This window comes from Paenibacillus sp. JL3B1040 (assembly GCF_057063165.1).
In genome coordinates this window covers 1,361,103-1,380,092 of sequence record NZ_CM169317.1, presented here as the reverse complement: position 1 = coordinate 1,380,092, position 18,990 = coordinate 1,361,103, and the positions used below count along the sequence as shown (strand labels likewise).

Genomic DNA, 18,990 nt, shown 5'->3' with positions numbered 1-18,990 from the left:
AGAACAAAGGGGCGAATCGACGGGGTCGGCGGGAGAATCCTCCCGTCGGCCCAGCCGTTATCCGCCCGTTCCTTTTTTATTTCCCGGTTTGATCCTGCATCGAAGCGGCGATTTTAACCATTTCGGTCACCGGCAAATTCTCGCTGGTAATCCGGAATTCCAGACCATCCACGGTCCAGGTGAGCGTCCGCAGCGTATCACCGGTCAGAAGCCCCCACGTAAAGCCCATGTCGACCAGTTCACCCGGCACGAGCGAAGCGGTACGATCCGGCGAACGCGATTCCGACAGCGTAAACTGATATGTACCATCATACCGCAGCAGCACGGTCGTACGATCGGCGCCTTCCACGGCTTTGTCGTCCTGGTACAAGACGCCCTCCGGCAAGTAGGTCGGGATAATGACGCCAAAAGGTTCCGTTAACGCCGGTGTGGCCGGTGTTTTCCCTTCTTCCGCATCGCCGTTCGCGCCCGCGGCCTGATCTTCCGGCTTCTTCTCCACGAGCATGCCGTTCTCGTCGACTTCAAGCAGCGTGCCCCGGGAATCTTGGGCAGCCGTATCCAGATTGTGCTGCATGTCAAACGAGTTGTTGTCGAATTTGGCATCAAAATCGAATTTATCGAATTTCACTTCGACGACGACTTTCGCTTCGGCATCCGATACCTGTACTTGCTTCGGTGCATAGTTGTCCTTAGCCAGCCAGATTTTTTGCCGCACTAAAGCGTGGGTGTTGTAATTGGCCGCGACTTCGAAAATGTAGCTGTCCTTGTCGCTTTCGAATTGCCGCGCGCTGTCGCTCAAGATGCTGCGAGCCAGCGTTTGGAACAGGTACACCTGGCCCTGGTTCTCCGGCCAGTCGCTTTGGAAACGGAAGCTCTTGTTGAGGCTTGGCGTCAGCACGAAGACGCCTTGTTCGTTGCGGAGCACGATTTGCGTGACGTCCTTTTGAGCATTGGTGAGCGCGATCCGGTAGAACGACGGGTTTTGGTACCAGACTTCCACCTTGTACTCCTGAGGCTTGTCACCCGTATAAAGCGTCATCGTGCCGGAGCCCTGGTAACTCTCCAACTGGGCAACCACTTTGTCCAAATCCTTGACGACGCCGTCGGCGTCCTTTTTCCCGCATGCAGCCAGCACGAAGCTTAAGGCTATCACGATGGTCAGCATCCACGTGAAACGGCGCATGAGATCATCCCCTCTGCAGTTTGATTTCCTAAACTGATACATGTCTATGAGGGAACTTGGCCGATTATGCAGACTAGCCCCTGCGCGGGAAAGACAAGTTGCAGGATGCAGGTTACCCTGCCGCAAACGCAGTTTACCGCTCACGGTATTGCGTCCTTAAAAAAAGGCGTGCTATGGTTAACACACCAACCAAGCCAAAGGTTGAACCCGTTTATCCAGGAACCCGAGGAGTGAATCCTTTGAAACTGACCATCGATCAATCCCTCGACTACGAGGATGTGGAAATCACCGTAAAATGCCGGCTGATCGACGCCGATTTGGAGAAACTGATCGCCCAGATCCGGTTGTACGGTTTTGCCATCACCGGCAAAAAAGACGGCGCCATACATCCCTTGCGGCCGGAAGATATCTTCTATTTCGAATCCATCGAAGACAAGACCTTTGCATATTGCGCAAAAGACGTTTTCGAGTGCAGCCTCAAGCTCTATGAGCTGGAGCAGCAGTTGGCCAAAGCCGATTTCGTGCGGATCAGCAAGAGCTGCATCATGAATATCGCGAAGCTGTCCAGCGTCAGAGCCTTGATTAACGGGCGCTTCGAGGCTCGTCTCCAAAACGGGGAGAAGCTGATCATTAACCGCCACTATGTCCAGGGATTTAAGGAAAAATTCAATTTCTAGGAGGGATGAAGAATGTCTAAATTAAAAGCCTACATCACGATAGACTGCATCTCATTTACGTTCATTATTTTGATATTCTCGGGTCTGTCACTGCTTGATGTACTCCCTCCCCTAACGACCCAGTTGGCCTTGCAGATTTTTGCCATGACGACGTTCATCCAGCTCTTGATGATCCTCACTGACCGAATTCCCTGGAAGAGCCTATGGCCCTCCATCGCCGTCGATATCGTGACCGTGTTGTTCTCGGTATTTGCCATCGGATGGCTGTTTCACGTCTTTCCGATGAATTGGCCTAATTTTGCTCTGATCAGCGGCATGTCGGTGGCCGTGTACTTTGCCGTATACGGCGTTCTGATCATGAAAGACCGCGTCGATGCCGATAAGATCAACCAGCAAATTCAATCCAAACAGAAAAACAAGTAGTCGAAAACGGAGGGGAGTAAATCATGGGGAATATAATTGAAGTCACCGGCCTCAGGAAAAAATTCGGTTCGCTGGAGGCCGTAAAGAAGGTGGATTTTACAGTGAAGGAAGGCAGCTTGTTCGCCTTTCTGGGGCCTAACGGGGCGGGGAAATCGACGACGATCGATATCGTCTCCACCCAGCTTCAGCCGGACGGCGGCGAGGTGATCATCGACGGGTACCGATTGGGTCAGGACGATGACCGGATCCGCTCCTCCATCGGGATCGTATTTCAGGACAGCCTGCTGGATCCGCTGCTGACCGTGGAGGAAAATCTACAAATCCGGGGCCGCCTGTACGGGCGGTCTCGCCCGGAACTTAAAGCGGCGATCGAAGCCGCGGCGGAAACGGCGGGCGTCGCCGAATTTCTGAAGCGGCCGTACGGCAAGCTGTCCGGCGGTCAACGCCGTAGGGCCGACATCGCCCGGGCTTTGATCCATACGCCAAAGGTGTTGTTTCTCGATGAACCGACGACCGGACTGGATCCGCAAACGCGCAAAAAGGTGTGGGAAATGGTCCTCAAACTGCAGCGGGAGCAGGGGATGACGGTGTTTTTGACCACGCATTATATGGAAGAAGCCGCGCAAGCCGATTACATCACGATCATCGATCACGGCGAAGTGTTGGCCCAGGGCACGCCGCTGGAGCTCAAGAACCGGTACGCTTCCGATCGGATGAAAATAAAGCCGGTGAACGGCGCCGAGCTGGACGCCCTGCTGGCGGAGTTGGGACTTGCCTTCGACCGGGATGCCGCAGGCATCTATCACATTCCGCTCAATCGCACCGTGGAGGCGTTCGGGATCCTTGACCGGTGCCGCGACAATATCGCCAACCTGGAAGTCGTCAACGGCACGATGGACGATGTCTTTATTAACCTGACGGGAACGGAGGTCCGAAGCTGATGTTAAGCATGGCAAACCGCAATTTGAAAATCTTTTTTAGGGACCGCGCCGCCGTATTGTTTTCCCTGCTGGCCGTATTCATCATTCTCGGACTTTACGTCGTCTTTCTGGGCGACACGATCGCGGATAGTCTGCCGGTGATCGACGGGGCTTCGGTCCTCATCAACAGTTGGGTGCTGGCCGGCATTCTGGCCGTTACCTCCGTCACCTCGACGATGGGGGCTTTCGGGATCATGGTCGAAGACCGCTCACGCAAAATCCTCAAGGATTTCACGACGTCTCCCCTTCGCAGAAGCCGACTGACCGGCGGCTACATCCTTAGCGCCTGCTCCGTCGGCGTCATCATGAGCGTCGTCACCTTTATTCTTGGTGAGCTGTATATCCTGGTGCTGGACGGGGAGCTGCTGCCGCTGCTCAGTATACTGAAAGTGCTTGGACTTATCGTGTTATCCGTTCTCGCCAGCAGTTCGATCGTCTTCTTCATCACCACGTTTCTGCGCAGCCAGAACGCCTTCTCGGCGGCCAGCACGGTGATCGGAACGCTGATCGGTTTCCTGACCGGCATTTACGTGCCGATGGGCAGCTTGCCCGAAGCCGTGCAATGGGTCATCAAAGTCTTTCCCATCTCCCATGCCGGCGTACTGATCCGCAGCGTCATGCTGGAACGCCCCATGGAGGTCTCCTTCAACGGCGCGCCGGCCGGTGCACTGGCGGATTTTACGGAAAGTATGGGCGTCGTGTATCATTTCGGCAGCTACCGGGTGGAGCCTTGGTTAAGCCTCGTCATTTTGCTGGCGACCGCGATCGTCTTCTTCGGCTTGTCCTTGCTGAATGTGTCGCGCAAAAGCAAATAATCAAGCGCCCTTGGCCTCCGCATGTGCGGCCGAAGTCTCCTCCGCCGCCAAATGGCGTTTGGCCAACAACAGGAACGGCACGCCAAAGGCGGTCGTTAGCGCGATGATCGCGAAGATGAGCAGTGATTGCGGAACGCCGAAGGCGTCCAGCAGGAACCCGCCTACGAGCGGCGCGAGTACGTTACCTAACTGGTTGAAACCGAACATACCGAAATACGTGCCGCGCATCGAGGCCGGGGCGATGCGGTCGACCAGCACGTCGGTCATCGTGAACATCAGCACTTCGCCGATCGTAAAGAGGACGACGCCCAGCAGAAATGCCCAGACCGCATGCACTGAGCCGAACAGCAGCAGGCTGCCGGACACGAACAGATTGCCCGCCAGCAGCGGAACGATCGGCGAGAAGCGTCCGGCGAACTTAACGATCGGGAACTGCACCGCCAATACGACGACGGCGTTCAGCGACAGCATATAGCCGAACAGCTTGGCACCGTCTTGGATATCCGGCGACATCTCCAGATACTGCGCCAGCGTAGAGCTGAAATGGCCGTACCCGAGCACGCAGAAAATCATGCCGACCAATACGTACAAGAAGGTCCGATCCCGACCCGTCACCTGCAAGGCCCCCTTCAGCGACAAGCGCTCGCCCGCTCCGTGATCCACCGTCCCGATTTCCTTGTGCAACATGAACTGGAATACCAGAACCAGCCCGTACGCCAAATACACGAGACCGGCGATATAGAAAGCCAGCCCCGACTCCGAAGCCCCCATTTGCAAACCGAGGATCGGCCCGACCACGACGCCGAGATTAATCGCTGCGTACCGCAGATTAAATACCAGCATCTTGCTCTCCTGCGGGGTGATATCGGCCAGCAGCGCCCGAGAGGTCGGCTCGAACAACGCCCGGCATAACCCGTTCAAGGCGTTCATGACAAAGAAGAACCAGATTTGATTCGCCAGACCGAATCCGATGAACACGAGCACCCAGCCGAAAATGGAAATATACAGCACCCTTTTGCGTCCGATGACATCCGAGATATACCCGCCGTAGAAGCTGGCGAACACCCCAATCAGCGAGCTGACGGCAACGACGATTCCGGTTTCGGACGGAGAGGCTCCAAGCGATTTGATAAGATAGATGGATAAGAACGGAATGCTCATGGAGGAAGCCATGCGTCCAAATATCGTCCCCACGATGATGGTCCACGATAAAGGGTGAATCTGCTTGAGATTTGCGTTCATACGGAGTTCGCCTTCTTTGTTCACAAGTTGTCCAAAACTATCTCCCTATTAAACCCGCGAAGCAAATAATTGTCAAGGCGCGATAGAATCCGTGCTGCCGGGCGCTTGCCTACCTGACCAATCAACGAAATTGTGCAAAATCAACCGGATATGATTTCATTTCCTCCGACCGGGGAATTGGTGTAATATAAGTCCGTATATTTGTTAAGCGGTTCAACTTTGGTTAGGGGGCTTTATTTACGTGAAATCCGATTCTTCCAAGCTGCAGAAAAAACTGCTGCCCCGCCACATCAGCTTCATGGCCATGGGCGGCGTCATCGGCACCGGCATCTTTAAAGGCAGCGCCGAGACGGTCAGCCTGGCCGGTCCCGGCGTCATCTTCTCCTACGTCTTCGCCGGATTGCTGCTGCTTGTCGTCATGGGCGCGATTGCCGAGATGGCGACCGTGTATCCCGGTCGGAACATGAAGGACTTCATTCGTGAAGCGTTCGGGGAACGAATCTCCTTCATCCTCGGCTGGCTTTATTGTTTCATGTGGTTGTCCGTCTGCGTCATCGAAGTGATCGCGGCCGGCAGCTTCCTGCAATTCTGGCTGCCCGACGCGCCGCTGTGGGTGCTCAGCCTGGCCAGCGCCGTCTTTATCCTGGCCGTTAATATGATGAGTGTGGGCGGCTACGGCGAATTTGAATTTTGGCTCGCCGGGATCAAGATTGCGATGATCGTCGTATTTATCCTGCTCGGCGTGGCTATGCTGTTTGGCCTCCTCCCCGGTGCGGAAGCATCGTTCCCGCGCAATTACATCGACTACGGCGGCTTCTTCCCGAACGGATGGACGGCGATCTTCTCGGCGCTGCTGGTCGTCATGTTCTCCTACGGCGGTTCCGAGTTGATCGGGCTCACCTTGTCGGAAGCCAAGGACGCCGAAAAGGTGCTGCCCCGGGTGGTCAAAAGCTTTATTTTGCGCGTCGTGCTGTTTTATACTTTGCCGATCTTGATCATCTGCGGGCTAGTACCGTGGAACAGTCTCAGCGAGCAGACCAGCCCGTTCGTGCAGGTGCTGACGTCGGCGGGGCTGCAGGGCGCGGCGCATCTGATGAACTTCATCCTGATTACGGCCGTTTTGTCCGCGGCCAATTCCGGCATTTACGGCGCAACCCGAATGCTTCATTCGATGGCGACCGGGGGCGAAGCGCCGGCCAAACTCGCGCGGATTTCATCCAAGGGGGTACCGGTCAACAGCTTGATCCTCAGCGGCATTGTGCTGATCCTCGGCTCCATGCTCGCCGTAATTAATCAAGCGGGATTGTTCCGCCTGCTGATGGCCGTGCCCGGCTTTGTCGTGCTGCTCGTCTGGATTGCGATTTGCATGTCGCAGTTGAAGCTGCGCCGGCGTTATCCGGCCGCGCCAAGCTTTAAGGTTTGGGGATTTCCTACTATTACGATTCTGACCGTAATCGGCCTGACGATCATCGCGCTGCTGTTCCTGTTCGACGCGCAGAACCGCATCAGCATCGGCGTATGTCTGGCTATACTCGTCCTGTTAATCGTCTGGTCGGCCGTCCGCTTCCGCTCCCGTCCGGGAGATCGAGTAGCCCGGTAGTTTGGCACCCTGCATTCCCCTGTTTCTCCCGTTCCCCCGCGCATGTTACAATAAGGGAAGAAGAGAGAATTCTTTACTGGGGGAAATCATGGAACTTCAGGTTGTTACCGAACTTGTGCTAAGCAAGCCGACGCTGCGCCGCCGGATCGCTCGCCGCATCCGGTATGCTTACCGATACGATACCGCCTTTTGGCGATCCGCCGTTGCCGGCCCCTGGGGGGCCGGCATGTTCGCGTTTGGCTTGCTCGCGCTGGGCATGCCGACCGGACTGGGAAACGCGGTTGATCTGCTGCTGTTCCTGCTGGCGGGAACGCTGTGCCTGTACCTGACCGCCCACGCCGCCGCGCTGCTGCTGGCCTTGCTTGGCGTGCCGATCCCCCGTTTGTTTGCGGGGGCGGTCCTGTTCGATTTTGCCGCCGTGTTCGTGATTTTCAACTCTAGCGGGGTATCCGTAGCCGCAGCTGCGGTCGTGGCTGCGGCAATCAGCCTGGCGGGGATCGCCGCCGGGCTGATTGCCGGAACGCTCGCCAGCCGGCGCCTCCTGCTGCGCCATAAGGCGGCAGCCGCCCTGACGGCGGCGCTGCTCGTTCTGGCCTCCGCGATCTGGCCTTTCGCGACGGGGAACGACTCCGCCGTGCCGGCCTTCCAAAGCGCCGGGATGCGGGACGTCGGCGGAGTCCGCGGGGACGGCGGGCTTGCGGCCGACGACGGGCTGCCCGCTTCGGCCGCCGAGGCTCCGACCGTACCGAGCCTGGCCGATCTGCTCGACAGCCCCGCCGAACCCGGGCCTTACGAAATATCGACCTTTACGTACGGCAGCGGGAACGACGCCTGGCAGCCCGAATACGGAGCAGCGGTCGACGTAACGTCCGAGGCGGTGGATGCCTCGGCTTATATCAAGAAGTGGCCGGTCTACCGGACCGTCTATTGGGGATTCAATCAGCGGGCTTTGCCGCTGAACGGCAGAGTATGGACGCCAATGGCGACCGAGGGGGAAACCGCCGACAGCTCAAGCCGCTTCCCGCTCGTTTTGATCGTTCACGGCAATCACCTGATGGAGGATTTTTCCGACGACGGTTACGCTTATCTGGGGGAACTGCTGGCCAGCCGCGGGTTCACGGCCGTGTCGATCGACGAAAATTTTCTGAATTACTCCGCTTGGACCGGGATCCCCGACAACGATATGAAGGTCCGGGCCTGGATCCTGCTGAAGCATCTGCAGCAGATCGGCGCCTTTGCCGCCGAGCCCGGCAATCCGTTATACGGACGGGTCGATTTCGACCGCATCGGCCTGGTCGGCCATTCCCGCGGCGGGCAGGCTGTTGCGATGGCCGCGGATTACAAGAATTGGTTCGCGAGCGACACGGATCTGATCCAAAGCTTGGCCTCCTACCGGATTGAAGCCGTGGCCGCCATCGCCCCCACCGACAGGAAGGTCGACGGCAAGCTCACCCATCTGAAGGATGTCAGCTATTTGACGCTGCAGGGCGCGCGGGACGGCGACGTCAGCGACTTTGACGGCGACCGGCAATACATGCGAACGAGTTATTCGCCGGGCAGCGAACGGTTCAAGGCTTCGCTGTACATCGGGGACGCCAACCACAGCCAATTCAACAGCAGTTGGGGCGGCCGCGATGTCAGCTATCCAAAGGGGATCCTGCTTACCCGCAACGGGATGCTGTCGCCTGCCGAGCAGCGAAGCATCGCCAAGGTGTATATCTCGGCTTTCTTCGAGGAAACGCTGCAGGGCGGGAGGCTTGGGACGGGGAAAGCCTCGTCCTTCCCCCTGGCTGACGATTCCGAATCCGGCCGGTACCTTCCGCTGCTGCAGGATTACCGCACCGGCAGAGCCTGGCTCCCGGACACCGCGTATTACAACCGGTTCGAGAGCGGTACGTTTACCGTTTGGGCACGTTTCGATGAAGATTCGAACCGGGGGACGCTGCCCGGCGGCGGCAAAGCGGAGGCCAGCGACTTATCCTGGAAGGAAGAGGAGGCGAAGAATCGACAAAACGGCAGCAAACCGTCTCGCGGAATCGTACTGGAACGCCAGCAAGGCGGTGACGAGCCATCTGTCTACCGGCTGAGCTGGGAGCAAGGAGCTCCCCAGCCGTCCGGCGGCAAGCCGGAGGAACTGGCGTTTTCGCTGACGGACCGCAGCTTCGAACTGGAGGACGACGATACGCCGGACGCGGCTTTGGCCGCGGGTTTCGTAAGGGTCGAGGTCGAGCTGGTCGACGGCAACGGCACCTCCGTCCGCCTGCCCCTGACGAAGTTCATGGACGCCGAGCCGTTGCCCGTCATCTCGTTTACGATCCACCCTTGGCTGGATCGCCACCTATCGGGCGGCAAATACAAGCGTCCGACGGAAGCGGTGTTCCAGACGTACCGGCTGTCCCTGGCGGACTTCGCGGCCGCCAACCCGGACTTTGCCCCCGAATCCGGAATCCGAGGGCTGGCCTTCCGCCTGAGCGGCGGGCCAGCCAAGCTGATGCTGGACGACATCGGGGTCTATTCACACGCACGATCGTACCTTGATATCCCTCTTGCTGCCTTGCACGATGATCCCTTTCATTCAGGGTGCCAGGGCTCGGAGTAAAACGAGCCCTTCCCCGGTTCTCGGCGATCTGATCAAAGGGGATCATCCTGCAAAGCGTCCGGCCAGCCTGTGTCCCTCGAATTTTTTATACTTTCTCTTTCTGCAAGCTAAAAAAGGGCCAGCCAGAAATTCTGGCTGACCTCCTGATAACTTATTCGGTTTCTTTCGGTACCAGCTTGTAAATCTCTCCGCTTTCCATCGTATCGATCAGCCGGTCCAGCCATTCGTAATATTTCACCGTTTCTTTCATCTTGTATACGTCTTCCTCCAGCACCCGGCGAAGCGGCCCCTCGGCCTCCTCCGTCATCGCTTTGGTCAACTCCTCAATCGAACGGCGCAGTACGAGAATATTGCTCTCCACCGCTTTCCTCCATTTAATCGCGAAGAAGTCCGTAAACGTCTGGTACCAGTCGTATTCCACTTCATATAAGTCCTTGCGGGAGCCTTTCTCCCACACTTTATTGACCATTTTGAGATCCAACAGGGTGCGGACTCCCGTACTCATGCTGGTTTTGCTCATTTTCATTTCCATGCCCATCTCGTCAAGCGTCATCGGTTTGTCGGCAAAAAATAATAGGCCATACAAATGCCCTGTCGATAGGGAAACCCCGTACAAGTCCATGTTTCGGCCGATTGCCTCGATCACGCGCTTGCGTACCTTCATTAATAATGCCTGCTGCTCATCGGTGAGCTGGTCCAAGCTCATGCTTGCAACCTCCTATCCATTTGCAAAACCATCTCCGGCTGTAACGCGTTTACCCGCGAACCCGCGAACTCGAAGTCGCTACAAGTCGCTACGCGGCTCAACGCTTATTCTATATTAAGAAAGTCAAGCCCAATTGTAAAGAAGCAGCCTAGGTAGCATTTGGGAGGATCACGGAGTTATCCGGAGGTTCTTTACGTTCAGTTTTTTCTGTACGTACCTTACGTACGGTTTTCATCTTTGCGTTATCAACGCGGGGTTTGTTACACTTACAACACGGATTGATGCGATACCGCCTCGCTAGGTTATCTATTGCAGCGAAGCCGATATCGAAGGGGGAACTCGAGGATTTAGAAAAGGAGTGAATCTATGAATCAGCCATTATTGCAGGTTCGTGAAGTCAGTAAATTATTTGGCCCTCACGCGGAGCAGGGCATCCCATTATTGCAGCAAGGCTACACCAAAGAGCGTCTGCTCAAAGAAAAAGGCATCACCGTCGGCGTCGGCCAAGTCAGCCTGGACATCCGGGAAGGCGAAATTTTCGTCATCATGGGCTTGTCCGGAAGCGGCAAATCGACGCTGGTTCGCATGCTCAATCGGTTGATTGAGCCGACGGCCGGAGAAATCCTGCTGCATGGTCGGGACCTCCGCAAAATGAATAAAGCCGAACTGCGCGAGGTGCGGCGCAAATCGATTAGCATGGTGTTCCAGAAATTCGCTTTATTCCCGCATCGGACCGTCTTACAGAACGTGGAATACGGACTGGAAATTCAGAAGGTTGCGAAAAAGGAACGCCGTGACAAGGCAATGCAGGCCTTGGAACTCGTCGGCCTCAAAGGCTGGGAGCTCAAAATGCCGGATCAGCTAAGCGGCGGCATGCAGCAACGGGTCGGCCTGGCCCGCGCGCTCGCCAACGACCCGGAAATCCTGCTCATGGACGAAGCGTTCAGCGCGCTCGATCCGCTCATTCGTCGCGATATGCAAGACGAACTGGTGGAGTTGCAGGAGAAGATGAAGAAAACGATCGTCTTCATTACGCATGATCTGGATGAAGCGCTGCGCCTCGGCGACCGGATTGCCTTGATGAAAGACGGCGCGCTCGTCCAGATCGGCACGCCGGAGGAAATGCTGATGAACCCGGCCAACCGTTACGTCGAACGGTTCATCGAGGACGTGGATCTGTCCAAGGTACTGACCGCCGCCCGCGTGATGCGTCGTCCGGAGACCGTGACGTTGGATCGGGGGCCCCGTGTCGCCCTCGAATTGATGCGTGAACGGGGCATCTCCAACCTGTTTGTCATCGACCGCAGCAAACGCCTGCTCGGCGTAATTACGGCCGAAGATGCCTCCCGTGCCGCCAAGAACGGCGCCGGCCTGGAGGAAATCCTGATTACGGACGGCCCCCGCGTGGCCCCGGACACCGTACTGAGCGACTTGTTTGAAGTCACCAGCTCAGCCAAAGTGCCGCTAGCGGTCATTGACGAGCAGGAGCGCCTGCTTGGCGTGATTGTGCGTGGCGCCGTGTTGGGAGCCCTCGCCGGAGAAACCCACCATGAGCCAGAGGAGGTGAGCGCAGATGAAGTCAATACCGAAATTGCCGTTGGCCGAGTGGATTGAGTTGCTGGTGGACGGAATGGAACGGACGTTAGGCGGATTTTTCGATGGATTGTCCGCGACAATCGAAACGATCGTTGACTTCTTCGCCGGACTCTTCCTGCTGCCACATCCCCTGCTTTTTATTGCCATCATCGGAGTTCTTGCGTATTTGATTGGAAAATGGCAACTGACCCTCTTCACGGTCATCGGATTTCTGCTGATCGACAATCTCGGTTATTGGGACGAAACCATGAGCACTTTAGGCTTGGTCATCACGTCCGGCCTGATTTCAATTCTGCTGGGGATTCCGATCGGGATCTGGAGCGCCTACAGCAAACTGGTCCATCGGATCGTTTCGCCGCTGCTTGATTTCATGCAGACGATGCCGGCATTCGTCTATCTGTTGCCGGCCGTGACTTTCTTCAGCCTGGGCGTCGTCCCCGGGGTTATCGCCTCGGTGATCTTCGCCATTCCGCCGACGATCCGGCTCACCTATCTCGGTATCAAGCAAGTGTCCGGCGAGTTGACGGAGGCGGCCAACGCCTTTGGTTCCACATCCTGGCAGAAGCTGTTCAAAGTGGAACTGCCGCTCGCCATGCCTACATTAATGGCCGGGGTGAACCAAACGATCATGCTGTCCTTGTCGATGGTCGTCATTGCTTCCATGATCGGTGCGCAAGGCATCGGAGCCACCGTCTATCGGGCGGTCACCCAACTGAAAATCGGCCAAGGGTTTGAGGCCGGTCTGGCCGTGGTCGTCCTGGCCATTGTGCTTGACCGCTTTACGCAAAACTTGTTTAAATCCAAACAACAAAGGGGAGATTAAGATGAAGAAGACGAGAAAACTGATGGTGTTGGCGGGTCTAGTTGGAATGTTGGCTTTGTCCGCCTGCGGGCAAGCGAACAACACGACGGCCGGCAACGGGAACAACGCGCCGGATGCTGCGGCGAACGGAGCGGGGAACGCCACGGCAGGAGCGGTCGGCGAGCAGGTCGACTATGAAATCATCGGCATCGACCCCGGCGCCGGCATCATGAAAGCGACCAGCCAGGCGATCGAAACCTACGGCCTGGACAACTGGAAGCTGATCGAAGGGTCCGGCGCGGCCATGACGGCAATGTTGGATAAAGCGGTCAAAGCCGAAAAACCGATCATTATTACCGGCTGGACACCGCATTGGATGTTCGCCAAATACGATCTGAAATATCTGGAGGATCCGCAAAAGGTTTACGGGGAAGCCGAAGAAATTCACACGTTGGCTCGGAAGGGCTTGAAGGAAGACCATCCGACTGCTTACGATTTCCTCGACCGCTTCGAGTGGACTTCGGATGAAATGGGAGAGATCATGACGGCCATCCAGGAGGGCGAGGACCCGGCTGAAGCCGCCAAAGCCTGGGCAGATACCCACGAGGACCGCATCAATAGCTGGACCGAAGGATTGACGCCGGTGGACGGCGACAAGCTCAAGTTGAGTTACGTCGCCTGGGATTCGGAGATCGCCAGCACGAACCTGTTGGAATATGTACTTGAGAGCAAGCTTGGGTATAACGTCGAGTCTCTACAGGTCGAAGCTGGCCCGATGTGGACCGGCGTAGCCAGCGGTGACGTCGATGCGACCGCGGCTGCCTGGCTGCCGCTCACCCATGCGGATTACTGGGATAAATACGGCGAACAACTCGAGGACCTTGGCCCGAACATGACCGGCGTCAAAACCGGCCTGGTGGTCCCGATCTACATGGATATCAATTCGATCGAAGAACTGAAATAACTACCTTATATAGAAGGAAGAAGCCACCCTTGTTCGGGGTGGCTTCTTCACGTATATATCAATTAAGAAGAGGGAGTATTTAAAGAATAACACCGGTTCCTTAAAGGAACATTACGGAAACCTGAAGATCAGCTTAAAATTTCACTTCCAAATCCGTTTTCGTTGCAGCGCTTCCTGCACGTAGCCATAGACGGAGACCGGGCTCATCACCATTTGGTAGAATAGCACGTAGGCAATGAAGCCGAACAGGTTCTTGCGGATGTGCAGATTGAGCGAGCGGAACACCCGGCTTTGGTATCGGTACAAAATAAAATTCTGGATAAAGGTCAGCGGCAACACCAGCAGCGTTGCCGGCCCGACGATCCAGAAGATGCCGAAAAAGGCAAGAACCAAACCCGGCAGCCAACAGAAGGTGTAAACCAAATCCAAATACGGCATCAGCAAATTGCAGCCGGTTAAGTATTTGGCGTAAACGGACGGGTGGTTCCACGGTTTGAGCAATTTCAAGGCTTCGATCATGCCCCGGGCCCAGCGGCTCCTCTGCCTTACGAGATGCCGGAACGATTCCGGCACGTCCGTAAAAGCAACGGCCAGCGGTTCAAAATACACCCGCCAACGCCGGGCCAAAAACTTCCACGTCAGCACGATGTCCTCGCCGATCGCGTCCGGCCACCCTTGTACGGCGCGCACGGCATCCGTTTTATAGAGCGAAAAAGCTCCCTGCGCAACGAGCGTCCCCTGGAACATCCCTTGCAGTCTTTTTATGCTGGCAATTCCAAGGAAATAATCCCACTCCTGCAGCTTGGCCCAGAAATTACGGCGGCTGTTGCGAACGAGTACCGCTCCCGCGACCGCGCAAATATCCGGCGGCGCCGCTTCATAGCGAGACACGATATGCTTGACCGCCAGCTTGTGCAGCAGCGTGTCCGCATCCAGCGTGATCATCAGCTCCGTCTCCACCAAGGCCAACGCAGCGTTGAGCGCATAGTTTTTGCCCGGCGTTTTCTCCTCGAGTACCAGCAGGTCCAAGCCTAGCTCCCTACCGGCAGCCTTAGCCCGCTCCGCCGTTTGATCCGAGCAATTGTTATCGATCACGATGACCTTCAACTGCCCCGAGTACTCCTGATCGGCCAGATACGCCAGCGTGGTCCGTATCCCTCGCTCCTCATTATGGCAAGCGATCAGCACGGTCACCGGCCGCTCGGGGGAGGAAGCCGGGAGCGGCGGCTGCCGGTCCAGCAGCAGGCTGACGATCATAAATGCGTTCATGTATCCGGGAATATACGAGATCCCTGCGATGATGAGAAACGCCGCAGGCAACGTAACATACTTCGCGAAATCGTGCAGCCACGGCATCGATACCCCTATGGAAAAAAGCATCCACAGTCCTGCCGCCGCATGGCTGATCCAGAATTTCTGCTTCACCGAAATATAAATGCGTTGGGGGTCGTCATAGCTGCGGTTCATGTTGCTCTCCCTAATTTTTGAAATCCGTGATGTCATGCAAATCACTTCATTATAATGGGTGTCGGACCCTCCTGTAAATCGCTTGACTCCTTGAAAATTTCACCATTTCCCGTCGATAAACCGTTACGGTTCCCAGTTCCATAAGCCTTGTTTGCCGGGGACCGGAATCGGCTCCGTAAGCCGGCGCAGCTCGGTCAATTCCCAAGCGTACCGGCCCGGCGCAAAATCACCGAACCGGTATTCCTGCCCGGCGGCTTCCAACCGTCTATCCCCTCCGCCCAGCCATGCCGTCTCCCCGCTGTCTTGCAGTACGGGGAGGCAATCATTCAACCGGCAGACGGCCACGAGTGCACCGATCGGCAATTGATCGGCAGACGAATAGCCGTGCGCCGCCAAGAGTGACCGAATCGGTTCCGTCTCGCAAGCCTTCCGATCCACCTGCTTGCCGGCATGAATGCCAAGCTCGCCGCGGTAGTTCGTTCTCCAGCTCCTCGTTTCCAATCGCTTGGCACCGATTGCGATCAGCGTCGCCCAGGGCTGACGTATCGTGATGCAACGCATATTGATCCTCCACTTTCGATTAATTTAGCTTGAATAACTCAACCGCACCGTTTCCGCCAGGTATTTAGCGCCATCAATTTTGCATAAAATACAACAATCGAAGCAAGGTTTCGGCAAGCCCCCGTCCTCTTTACACCTTAGTCTGAGAAATCCTCCGGGCATGGGCGGCTAAGCTCGCCGAAACCGGGCTTCACCCTCCTTACCTGCGCCTTCAGCTCATCCATCATCGATTCGGCCGCCTCCTCGCCCGCCTTGATGCAGTCGGGCATTTTGGAGAAATCGAACGCGGACACATGCCCCACGTCCGGCCGGATGACGATATCGGCCAACCGCAGGCTGGTATGCTTCCGTTCGGCGGTCATTAAACTATAGGAGCGGTAAACGACCTCGATCATGTTGCGGGGCGGCTTCTTCTCATGCTCTCGGGTCACATCGACCGCGATAATCAGCCCCACGTCCTTCCGCTTCAGTTCCTGCACGGGCAAATTGTTCAGTACCCCGCCGTCGACCAGTACCTGACCCTCCCGCACCAACGGAGCAAATACCCCGGGAAACGCCGTCGTCGCCCGCAGCGCCGTCCCCAAGTCTCCCCGATCCAAGATCACCTGCTTACCCTGCATCAAATCGACGGCAACCGCCGTAAACCGAATGGGAAAATCCTCGATGTTCAACTCGTCCTTGCCGTGCTGTTTCAGCAATTCGTTGACGGTAAGGTAGATTTTATTTCCGCCGAGCAATCCCCTGTGGCGGATTCCTAAATCCATCAGCCGGTACTTCGGCGTGTGGTACAGCAAATCCTCAATGTCTCCCGCCGGGATGCCCGCGGCATACAAGCCCCCGATCGCGCCGCCCATACTGGTGCCTACGATCGCATCCACCGGAATCCCGTGCCGTTCGAACGCCTTCAATACGCCCAAGTGAGCGAGTCCCCGTACGGCCCCGCCGCCTAACACTAAACCCACTTGCTCCATGGCCAATCTCCCTGTCTGTCGTTCTTTTACTAAAAATACATATTCTTCAGCTTTGGCGGAAGTTCCTTCTCTCCCCAACAAAGCGCCCCGAACCGATGGATATCGACCCGGGGCGGACCAAAGCTTATTTAGATTTATGATTGGAAGACAGCGTAAGGAATCACGAATTCGGGCATGCCCGCCCCATAAGGCGTATATTCATACTGCGTGAAGTAAATGACGACCCCGTTCCGGTTCAGGAAAAAGTCGCGATCCGCTTCAATTGATTCAAACGGGTCGATCAGTCCCAGCTTGCGCGCTTTAATTTGCTCCTTAATTTTACTGTTGATGATCGATACATAATTCGCATGATTGTTCGCTGCCTCTTTCAGGGTCAGCACATTTCCGGTCGACAAATCAAACGTGTACGGAACGCGGGCAGTCGTCCCGTGCGCTCCTCCGAGATCCACGTAATAATCCACATAGAGGCTTAACCGGCCTTTTTCGTTATATGTCACCGTGAAACGTCCATCAACGCTGGGCTGACGAATCGACGCGTTCCCCAAGGTCCCCAAAGGGGCTGCTCGTTTAACTTAAAAGAGGATGCGTTCAGGTTGATCTCCAACACCCGTTTATTTCCGGTGACTTTTGCGGTCTGCGTTGCTTGATCAAAGCCGATGCCGAGCCCCAGTCCGTTGCTTAAATCACGCAGCGAGATGTACGTTGTGCCGTTGAGATTGATGGTTTTGATCGTTTTCTTGGCACCTTCAATGCGGAACGCTTGAGGCGAAACCGTATATTGGGTATTCGTTGCGGCATCTGCCTGTTGCGCTGGAAATGAAACGGCCAAGGGAGCAGCCGCTAGAGCTGCGGTAAGAGCTAAAGTCATCCATTTAGGGCGTTTATTCATCCGTGTATTCATCCGTGTATTCATCGTAGATGTTCCTTTCTGGTAGGATTCACCTGAAACTTCATAGCACTGGATAAACGAAAGACGATTCCAAAAAGTTGCAATGTCTGATGCGAGAGGGAGGGGCTTTGCTCCCTTCTCCATCAGAGATAAGAGCCGAATGATTCGCGAAGTGCAAAAGTGCAGTTGATAATCGCAGAATCCACCTATTTTTCTCCTTGAGATGTAAAAATGCATCTAATTCCCAGCAACTTCCGGAAATTGAACCCAATGTGGGGAAATGACCTGCACATTTGCACTTGAGTTGGCATAAATTTGTTTTTCGAGCAAAATGAACTGCACTTATGCATCTGATTAACGTAAGCGGGAAAATTAGAGGACTGGCATGCCAGCAAGTCTATCGATTACAATGGTTACAACAAACATGAATAACTACAATACAACGATGGATATGAATACGATACGATGGAGGTTCCCCCATGTGCGGCCGTTTTACGATTACGCTTCCCCTGGACGAGCTGATCGTCAGATATTTGATCTTTGAGAACCGGCTGGCGAAATTCGCCCCGAACTATAACGTAGCACCGATGCAATTCATCCCCGCCGTCATTTCGGGCAAGCAGGGGAACCGCCTTGGCGAGCTGCGCTGGGGGTTGGTGCCGTCCTGGGCGAAGGAGGACAAGATCGGCGGCAGCATGATCAACGCCCGCGCCGAATCGCTAACGGAAAAGCCGGCGTTTCGAAAGCTGCTGACGTCCCGGCGCTGCCTTATCCCCGCCGACGGCTTCTATGAATGGCAGCAGCGGGCCGGCGGCAAGCAGCCGTTTCGGATCGTCATGAAGGACGGAGGCCTCTTCTCCTTCGCCGGGCTATACGATATTTGGTCCGATCCCCAAGGGAACAAGCTGGCAACCTGCACCATCATCACCACGGAACCCAATTCGCTTATGGCCGAAATCCACACCCGGATGCCCGCCATCCTTCGTCCGGAGCACGAGGCCGAGTGGCTGGCACGGGATAATACGGACGCAGTGCCGTTGCTCCGGCTGCTTCAGCCCTATGATGTCACGAAGATGCGGGCTTACCCGGTATCGCCGACCGTCGGCAACGTAAGGAACAACACGAAGGAATTGCTCGAAGAACTCAAATCGTCCGAATAATCGCCCCCCAAAAAAAGGGCTTCACCTTTGCGCGCAAGGTAACCCGCCATGCCGCGAAAAGGTCGAAGCCCTGTTCATTTACTCCTGGTGACTTGCCCACAATCCGCCGCCCGGCAGCGGACAAGTCCGCTCCTTCAGCCAAGCGACCACCGGGATGATGCATCCGCAAGCCGTGCAGGTCATCCCGTCCATCAGCTTGGGACAGGTTTCGCAAGCGCGCAGCCTGTCCCGGTACTGCTCTTCGCTCACTCTTCGCTCGGGCGCAAACGCCGTCGTCTTCAGCAGTCGCCGGATTTGCTCGTCCGTGACCCGGTAATCGTCCCGGCACGCTTTGCACGAGGTATCCGCCATAGCG

18 protein-coding genes and 1 pseudogene are annotated in these 18,990 nt (G+C 56.1%); 10 read left to right on the top strand and 9 right to left on the bottom strand.

Annotated elements, in window-relative coordinates; all coding sequences use genetic code 11:
* Positions 1 to 76: 76 nt before the first annotated feature.
* Positions 77 to 1,183, bottom strand: coding sequence for a LolA family protein (locus ACZF99_RS05995; RefSeq protein ID WP_483609915.1), 1,107 nt, complete (start codon positions 1,181 to 1,183; stop codon positions 77 to 79).
* Between the two features lie 239 nt (positions 1,184 to 1,422).
* Here ACZF99_RS05995 and ACZF99_RS05990 point away from each other — a divergent pair, with 239 nt between their 5' ends.
* From ACZF99_RS05990 to ACZF99_RS05975, 4 genes are read left to right on the top strand one after another with little or no spacing between them, the layout of a single operon-like run.
* Positions 1,423 to 1,860: a LytTR family DNA-binding domain-containing protein gene (locus tag ACZF99_RS05990; RefSeq protein WP_483609913.1), complete on the top strand. Its 438-nt coding sequence runs from the start codon at positions 1,423 to 1,425 to the stop codon at positions 1,858 to 1,860.
* A gap of 12 nt (positions 1,861 to 1,872) precedes the next feature.
* Positions 1,873 to 2,283 carry a hypothetical protein gene (locus tag ACZF99_RS05985; RefSeq protein WP_483609911.1) on the top strand — a complete coding sequence of 137 codons (411 nt, stop codon included), beginning with the start codon at positions 1,873 to 1,875 and terminating at the stop codon, positions 2,281 to 2,283.
* Positions 2,284 to 2,306: 23 nt separating this feature from the next.
* A complete protein-coding gene (locus ACZF99_RS05980; protein WP_483609909.1) occupies positions 2,307 to 3,224 on the top strand; it encodes an ABC transporter ATP-binding protein in 918 nt (305 codons plus the stop codon).
* A complete protein-coding gene (locus tag ACZF99_RS05975; protein ID WP_483609907.1) occupies positions 3,224 to 4,078 on the top strand; it encodes an ABC transporter permease in 855 nt (284 codons plus the stop codon). Before ACZF99_RS05980 ends, ACZF99_RS05975 begins: the two co-directional genes overlap by 1 nt.
* Here the strand turns inward: ACZF99_RS05975 and ACZF99_RS05970 are convergent, their stop codons facing one another.
* Complete coding sequence (locus tag ACZF99_RS05970; RefSeq protein ID WP_483609905.1) at positions 4,079 to 5,320, bottom strand: MDR family MFS transporter; 1,242 nt, start codon at positions 5,318 to 5,320, stop codon at positions 4,079 to 4,081.
* A gap of 298 nt (positions 5,321 to 5,618) precedes the next feature.
* Between ACZF99_RS05970 and ACZF99_RS05965 the strand changes: the two genes are divergently transcribed.
* Entirely contained in the window at positions 5,619 to 6,920 is a 1,302-nt protein-coding gene (locus tag ACZF99_RS05965) for an amino acid permease (RefSeq protein WP_483612569.1), read from the top strand.
* Between the two features lie 88 nt (positions 6,921 to 7,008).
* The gene (locus tag ACZF99_RS05960) at positions 7,009 to 9,519 is read left to right on the top strand and encodes an alpha/beta hydrolase family protein (protein ID WP_483609903.1); all 2,511 of its coding nucleotides are present in this window, start codon (positions 7,009 to 7,011) and stop codon (positions 9,517 to 9,519) included.
* 151 nt (positions 9,520 to 9,670) lie between these two features.
* Here ACZF99_RS05960 and ACZF99_RS05955 read toward each other — a convergent pair whose 3' ends face one another.
* On the bottom strand, positions 9,671 to 10,225 hold the full coding sequence (locus ACZF99_RS05955; protein ID WP_483609901.1) for a GbsR/MarR family transcriptional regulator: 555 nt from the start codon (positions 10,223 to 10,225) through the stop codon (positions 9,671 to 9,673).
* A gap of 366 nt (positions 10,226 to 10,591) precedes the next feature.
* Between ACZF99_RS05955 and ACZF99_RS05950 the strand changes: the two genes are divergently transcribed.
* The 3 genes and pseudogenes from ACZF99_RS05950 (at position 10,592) to ACZF99_RS05940 (ending at position 13,587) form a co-directional block, all read left to right on the top strand.
* Positions 10,592 to 11,839, top strand: coding sequence for a quaternary amine ABC transporter ATP-binding protein (locus ACZF99_RS05950; protein WP_483609899.1), 1,248 nt, complete (start codon positions 10,592 to 10,594; stop codon positions 11,837 to 11,839).
* Positions 11,799 to 12,630 (top strand): annotated as a pseudogene (locus tag ACZF99_RS05945) (ABC transporter permease); the annotation flags it as partial. The gene ACZF99_RS05950 and the pseudogene ACZF99_RS05945, both read left to right, overlap by 41 nt.
* A gap of 15 nt (positions 12,631 to 12,645) precedes the next feature.
* The gene (locus tag ACZF99_RS05940) at positions 12,646 to 13,587 is read left to right on the top strand and encodes a glycine betaine ABC transporter substrate-binding protein (RefSeq protein ID WP_483612568.1); all 942 of its coding nucleotides are present in this window, start codon (positions 12,646 to 12,648) and stop codon (positions 13,585 to 13,587) included.
* A gap of 141 nt (positions 13,588 to 13,728) precedes the next feature.
* Here ACZF99_RS05940 and ACZF99_RS05935 read toward each other — a convergent pair whose 3' ends face one another.
* From ACZF99_RS05935 to ACZF99_RS05915, 5 genes are all read right to left on the bottom strand, one after another.
* Positions 13,729 to 15,054, bottom strand: coding sequence for a glycosyltransferase family 2 protein (locus ACZF99_RS05935; protein WP_483612567.1), 1,326 nt, complete (start codon positions 15,052 to 15,054; stop codon positions 13,729 to 13,731).
* A 123-nt stretch (positions 15,055 to 15,177) separates the two neighbouring features.
* On the bottom strand, positions 15,178 to 15,615 hold the full coding sequence (locus ACZF99_RS05930) for an ASCH domain-containing protein (protein ID WP_483609897.1): 438 nt from the start codon (positions 15,613 to 15,615) through the stop codon (positions 15,178 to 15,180).
* Positions 15,616 to 15,752: 137 nt separating this feature from the next.
* Entirely contained in the window at positions 15,753 to 16,586 is an 834-nt protein-coding gene (locus ACZF99_RS05925) for a patatin-like phospholipase family protein (protein WP_483609895.1), read from the bottom strand.
* Between the two features lie 134 nt (positions 16,587 to 16,720).
* Positions 16,721 to 17,083, bottom strand: coding sequence for an RsiV family protein (locus tag ACZF99_RS05920; protein WP_483609893.1), 363 nt, complete (start codon positions 17,081 to 17,083; stop codon positions 16,721 to 16,723).
* Positions 17,080 to 17,499 carry a stalk domain-containing protein gene (locus ACZF99_RS05915; protein WP_483609891.1) on the bottom strand — a complete coding sequence of 140 codons (420 nt, stop codon included), beginning with the start codon at positions 17,497 to 17,499 and terminating at the stop codon, positions 17,080 to 17,082. Before ACZF99_RS05915 ends, ACZF99_RS05920 begins: the two co-directional genes overlap by 4 nt.
* A 455-nt stretch (positions 17,500 to 17,954) precedes the next feature.
* Between ACZF99_RS05915 and ACZF99_RS05910 the strand changes: the two genes are divergently transcribed.
* The gene (locus ACZF99_RS05910) at positions 17,955 to 18,635 is read left to right on the top strand and encodes an SOS response-associated peptidase (RefSeq protein ID WP_483609889.1); all 681 of its coding nucleotides are present in this window, start codon (positions 17,955 to 17,957) and stop codon (positions 18,633 to 18,635) included.
* A gap of 78 nt (positions 18,636 to 18,713) precedes the next feature.
* Here ACZF99_RS05910 and ACZF99_RS05905 read toward each other — a convergent pair whose 3' ends face one another.
* Positions 18,714 to 18,986 carry a DUF6171 family protein gene (locus tag ACZF99_RS05905; protein WP_483609887.1) on the bottom strand — a complete coding sequence of 91 codons (273 nt, stop codon included), beginning with the start codon at positions 18,984 to 18,986 and terminating at the stop codon, positions 18,714 to 18,716.
* Positions 18,987 to 18,990: the final 4 nt, after the last annotated feature.